Here is a 4,952-nt window from a genome sequence, read left to right on the forward strand (position 1 = left end):
GGCTCGAAGCGCGCCTCGGCGTGCGCCTGTTCGCGCGCACGACGCGGCAGATCCGCCTCACCGACGCCGGTCGCGCCTACTACGCGCAGTGCCGCAGCGCGCTCGATCGCCTGCGCGACGCGGAACGCGAGATCGGCGAGCAGCAGCGCGCCGCGCGCGGCGTCGTGCGCATCAGCATGCCGACACCGTTCGGGCACCATCGCGTGCTGCCGTTGCTGCCGCGCTTCCGCGAGCGGCACCCCGAAGTCGACATCGAGGTCCATCTCGACAACCGCAACGTCGACTTCACCGCGGACGGCTACGACCTCGCCGTGCGCGGGCGCGCGCCGCCGGACTCGGGCCTCGTCGCGCGCACGCTCGTCGACGCCGAACTCGTCGTCGCCGGAACCCCCGAGTACCTGCGCCGCCACGGCACGCCGCTCGCGCCCGCGGACCTCGCCGGTCACGCCTGCCTGCAGTTCGTGCTGCCGAGCACGGGCCAGCTGATCCCGTGGCTGTTCCGCGACGACGGCGCCGACCTCGACCTCGCGACCTCGGGCGGCATCGCGTGTTCGGGCGACCTGCTCGGCATGGTCACGCTCGCGCGCCACGGCGGCGGCCTCGTGCAGACCTACCGCTTCATCGTCGAGGACGACCTCGCCGCGGGCCGCCTCGTCGAAGTGCTGCAGCCGTACGGCGGCCGCTCGCGCCCGTTCTCGCTGCTGTATCCGGCCAACCGGCACATGCCGCTGCGCGTGCGCGTGCTGGTCGACTTCCTCGTCGAGGCGTTCACCGGCGCGGCGACCGGGGCCTCGTCACATGCATGACCCGTCCGCGGACGACGCGCTCGCGCGCTGCGCCGAATGGCTGCGCGGCGATCCCGCGCTCGCGACGCGGCTCGCGTCGATCGCGTCGCCCGACGCGTTCCGCGCAGCGCTGCTCGCGGCCGTCGAGGCGAGCGGCCGCGTCGACGACCTCGCCGCACTCGCGACGGTCGCGTTCGATCGAGCGGCGCCCGCGCGTGCATCGTCGACGCCGTGGCCGCTCGCGCAGCGTCGCGGCTGGCAGCCCATCGCGCTCGAATGGAGCGCGGGCGGCGCCGAACTCGCCTGGGGCTGCGGCGACGTCGCGGACACGCTGCCGTTCCACGAACAGGTCGTCGCCGCGCTGCGCTACCGTCCGTTCAACCGCGGGTTCGCGCAGCGCACGCCGATCACGCCCGCGCTCGTCGCCGAACTCGAAGCCGACGCGCTGCCGCTCGCGGGATTGATCCTGCACGAGTCGCGCTGCGGGTCGACACTGATCGCGCAGGCGCTCAAGGCCTGGCCCGGCACGCGCGTCGTGAGCGAGCCGGGCATGCTCGACATGGCGCTCACCGCGGCGCTGTCGGGCATGGACCCGGGCGCGCTCGCGTTCCGCGCCGTGCTCGCGGCGTTGCGCCAGCGCGCAGGCGGCGACGAGCGCGTGATCGTCAAGCTCGATGCGTGGCACGCGCTCGCGCTCGACCCGCTGCGTTCGCTGCTGCCCGGCGTGCCGTGGCTGTTCGCATACCGCGCGCCGCTCGAAGTGCTCGTCTCGCATGCGCGCGAACCGGGCCGGCACACGGTGCCGGGCATGCTGCCCGAACCCTGGCTCGCGCCGGCGCCCGCGGGCGAGGCGCTTTCGCCGATCGAACATGCGGCGCGCGTGCTCGGCTCGCTCTGCGCCGCGGTCGCAGCGCGCGCGCAGCCGATGCATCTCGTCGAGTATGGCGAGCTCGTCGATCCGTCCTCGGACGCGCTGTCGACGCGCATCCCGCGCCTGTTCGGCCTCGACCCCGCCGCGGTCGACGCGCGGCGTCATGCGGCGACGCTCGCCCAGCACGCCAAGCGGCCACACGAGGCGTTCGCCGACGACCGCGGCGCGAAGCACGACGCCGCGACGCCGACGTTGCGCGCGATCGCAGCGCGCTGGATGGATGCGCCGTACGCGGCGCTCGAGGCGATCCGCGTGCGCGGCTGAAGCGCGACATCGCTGTAGAGGGGTGCAGAGCATCGCGGCTCCCGCCGCTCCCACCATTGCCACATGCCCAGGCGCCGCCTCAATCGCGGCATCGCGGCATCGCGGCATCGCGGCATTGCGGGGTCGCGGGATTGCGGGATCGCGGGATCGCGCGATCGCGGGATCGCGGGATCGCGGGATCACCGAATCCTCTGTAGGAGCGCACCCTGTGCGCGACCGCGGCGTCGAATCGCCCGGCGTGGTGTGTCGCCCACACGGTGGGCTCCCACAACGCACATCCGAACGGCGACGTCGTCGTTTCCACCCCGCAGCATCGAGCGCCCCGAACGGGGCACAACGCCGGCCGCGAATGTGGGAGCGGCGGAAGCCGCGACGCTCATGCGCGCGAACCGGAACCCTGCTCGAACACCACGCTGCAACAGGTGACCGCGCCCTCGGCCTTCTGCAACTCGGACACGTCGACCGCGACGACATCGATACCCGCAGCACGGATGCGCGCGTGCGTGCGCGGGAAGCACGCGGGCGAGACGACGCGATCGCCGATGCGCAGCACGTTCGCCGCGTGCTCTTCGGTCGGGTCGACCTCGACGATGCGATAGCCCGCGAACGCGTCGCGGTCGACCCACGCCGGCTGCAGCAGCACCGCGTCGTCGGCGAGCGCGGTGACCGCGGACTTGAGGTGCAGGCAACCGTGGATCGGCACGCCGTGCACCGTGTAGCCGTGCGGCGCGAGGATCGCGCGAAGTTGCGCGATACCGTCCGCATTGGTGCGCGCGGATTCACCGACATACACGCGCCGACCGATGCGCAGCACGTCGCCGCCGTCGAGCGTCGCCGGCGCCTCGATCGCGTGCAGCGTGCGCCAGCGCGCGAGCAGCGGCGCGACGCTCGCGCCTTCGTCGCGCCGCGACGCCGCGCCTGGGCGCGTCATCACCGCGAGCTCGTCGACGACGATCGCGACGTCCTCGACGAACACGGCGTCGGGAAAGTCCGGCTGCGCCGGCAGGTCGTGCACCTCGCAGCCGAGCGCCGCGAGCGCGGCACGGTACGCGCGGTGCTGCTCGACCGCGCGCGCGAGGTCGATCGGCGCGCGCTCGACGAACGACAGTTCGCACGCGGCCAGGCTCGGGCTGACGTCGCGCGTGATCGCGATCATGGGCATGCATGCATCCATCGGAAACGGGGAGCCGATTCTCGCGCAGTTCGGCCGATGGCGCCGTCCAAGTGGCTCTGTCGCAGGCCTTGTGAAGCCGGCAGAATGCGCGCCTCTGCCCGGAGCCGTCCATGACGCTGCCGCACGCGACCCTCGGTTTCAGCCTGCTCTGCCTCGGCATGGCGCTCACGCCGGGGCCGAACATGATCTACCTCACCTCGCGCTCGATCAGCCAGGGCCCGGCCGCCGGCCTCACCTCGCTCGCAGGCACCGCGCTCGGCTTCGTCGTCTACTCGGTGCTCGCCGCGTTCGGCCTCACCGCACTGCTGTTCGCGGTGCCGCTCGCGTACGACGTGCTGCGCTTCGGCGGCGCGCTCTACCTCGCCTGGCTCGCCTGGCAGGCGCTCAAGCCGGGCGGGCGCTCGCCGTTCGCCGCGCGCGAGCTGCCGAAGGACTCGCGCCGCAAGCTCGTCACGATGGGCTTCATGACCAACCTGCTGAACCCGAAGGCCGCGCTGCTGTACCTGTCGCTGCTGCCGCAGTTCATCGACCCTGCCGCCGGCCACGTGCTCGCGCAGTCGCTGCTGCTGTGCGCGATCCAGATCACGATCAGCCTGCTCGTCAACGGCAGCGTCGTGCTGCTCGCGGGTTCGATCGCGGGCTTCCTCGCGCAGCGCCCGACCTGGCTCACCGTGCAACGCTGGTTCATGGGCAGCGTGCTCGGCGGCCTCGCGATCCACATGGCCGCGCAGGCGCGCACGCGCTGACGGACGCGCGTGTCGCGCTAGCGCTCCGCGATCCGATCGATCACGGCCTTGACGTCGAGCACCGGCGTGCCGTCGAACGCTTCGAGGTCGGCGACCTTGAGTTCCGTCGGCGCCACGATCTCGAGCACGCGCACGCGATGCACGCCGATCGGGTTCGGCCGGTCCTGCGAGCGCGTGCTGAACACCCCGGTCAGCGGCGCGCGCGGATCGTCGCGCGGGTGCACCTGCAGCGTGTCCCGATCCGCCTCGTGCAGCCAGGTGAGCACGAGCAGGTCGTCGCCGCGCTTCACATTAGCGAGGGCGGGAACGACGCGCGGCTCGAACACGAGCCACGCCTCGGGCGCGCCCTCGTGGCCCTGCTTCGGCGCGTGCTCGCGCCGCGTGAGCGTGGAGCGCACGCGGCCGATCGGATCGAGGTGGATCATCGCGTGCCTCCGGCCGATGCGGCGTGACACGCGAGTCTAGCCGGCCCGCTGCGGCGATGCGAAGGGCGCACGGTCAGGCCGACGGCTCGCGCCACGCGACGCGGCGCACGACGCTGCCCGCGCGCACGGTGTTGTGGATCTCGGCGCGCCGATCGGTCTCCGCAAGCAGGTGCTCGACGTCGGCGGGCGGCGCCGAGGAGGCGACCTTCGCTGCATACGTGATCGACTGCGCAGGCTGCCCGATACCGTCGAACATCGCGGTTGCGGTCACCTCGCAGCCATCGATCGCGATGCCGAGCCGATCCGCCTCGCGGTAGAGGTCGTTGCAGTAGCACGTCGCGAGCGCGGCCATGAGCAACTCGCCGCCATTGATCGAGCCACCGCGCCCGCCGGCCTTGGCACCGACGACGAGCGGCCGCGTATTGCCCGCGGTCGATACGCGCACCTCGTGCTCGCCCGCGCGGTCGCGGAGGTGGGCCGAAATCTCCATGCGTGACACTCCTTGCCGAATGCCGATAGCCTACGTCGGGTCCGCGGCGGTCGCACGCGTGCGGCACGATGTAATGACCCAGCGGTTTCTGCTCAGGTTACGCTGCTAATTTGAACGCCTCGTCCGGCGTCTTCATT

The 4,952-nt window shown here is 72.4% G+C and carries 6 protein-coding genes; 3 read left to right on the forward strand and 3 right to left on the reverse strand.

Annotated elements, in window-relative coordinates; translation table 11 throughout:
- Positions 1–806: LysR family transcriptional regulator (locus VI238_RS12800; protein ID WP_331651947.1), on the forward strand; the 806-nt coding region annotated here is incomplete at its 5' end.
- Positions 799–1,980, forward strand: coding sequence for a hypothetical protein (locus VI238_RS12805; RefSeq protein WP_331651949.1), 1,182 nt, complete (start codon positions 799–801; stop codon positions 1,978–1,980). The genes VI238_RS12800 and VI238_RS12805, both read left to right, overlap by 8 nt.
- Positions 1,981–2,356: 376 nt before the next feature.
- Here VI238_RS12805 and VI238_RS12810 read toward each other — a convergent pair whose 3' ends face one another.
- Positions 2,357–3,142 carry a dimethylarginine dimethylaminohydrolase family protein gene (locus tag VI238_RS12810; RefSeq protein ID WP_331651952.1) on the reverse strand — a complete coding sequence of 262 codons (786 nt, stop codon included), beginning with the start codon at positions 3,140–3,142 and terminating at the stop codon, positions 2,357–2,359.
- A 122-nt stretch (positions 3,143–3,264) separates the two neighbouring features.
- On the opposite strand from VI238_RS12810, the gene VI238_RS12815 reads away from it, so the two are divergent.
- Positions 3,265–3,900 carry a LysE family translocator gene (locus VI238_RS12815; RefSeq protein WP_331651954.1) on the forward strand — a complete coding sequence of 212 codons (636 nt, stop codon included), beginning with the start codon at positions 3,265–3,267 and terminating at the stop codon, positions 3,898–3,900.
- Between the two features lie 17 nt (positions 3,901–3,917).
- Here VI238_RS12815 and tsaA read toward each other — a convergent pair whose 3' ends face one another.
- Together tsaA and VI238_RS12825 are read right to left on the reverse strand one after the other, a co-directional pair.
- Complete coding sequence (gene tsaA, locus VI238_RS12820; RefSeq protein WP_331651956.1) at positions 3,918–4,325, reverse strand: tRNA (N6-threonylcarbamoyladenosine(37)-N6)-methyltransferase TrmO; 408 nt, start codon at positions 4,323–4,325, stop codon at positions 3,918–3,920.
- 73 nt (positions 4,326–4,398) lie between these two features.
- Positions 4,399–4,815, reverse strand: coding sequence for an OsmC family protein (locus tag VI238_RS12825; protein WP_331651958.1), 417 nt, complete (start codon positions 4,813–4,815; stop codon positions 4,399–4,401).
- Positions 4,816–4,952: the final 137 nt, after the last annotated feature.

It is taken from the genome of Dokdonella sp. (genome assembly GCF_036518555.1).
Taxonomy (GTDB): domain Bacteria; phylum Pseudomonadota; class Gammaproteobacteria; order Xanthomonadales; family Rhodanobacteraceae; genus Dokdonella_A.

Excerpts from the sequence above, each read along its gene's own strand:
- VI238_RS12805 (WP_331651949.1), top strand. The coding sequence starts at position 799 with ATGCATGACCCGTCCGCGGACGACGCGCTCGCGCGCTGCGCCGAATGG.
- VI238_RS12810 (WP_331651952.1), bottom strand. The coding sequence starts at position 3,142 with ATGCCCATGATCGCGATCACGCGCGACGTCAGCCCGAGCCTGGCCGCG.
- VI238_RS12815 (WP_331651954.1), top strand. The coding sequence starts at position 3,265 with ATGACGCTGCCGCACGCGACCCTCGGTTTCAGCCTGCTCTGCCTCGGC.
- tsaA (WP_331651956.1), bottom strand. The coding sequence starts at position 4,325 with ATGATCCACCTCGATCCGATCGGCCGCGTGCGCTCCACGCTCACGCGG.
- VI238_RS12825 (WP_331651958.1), bottom strand. The coding sequence starts at position 4,815 with ATGGAGATTTCGGCCCACCTCCGCGACCGCGCGGGCGAGCACGAGGTG.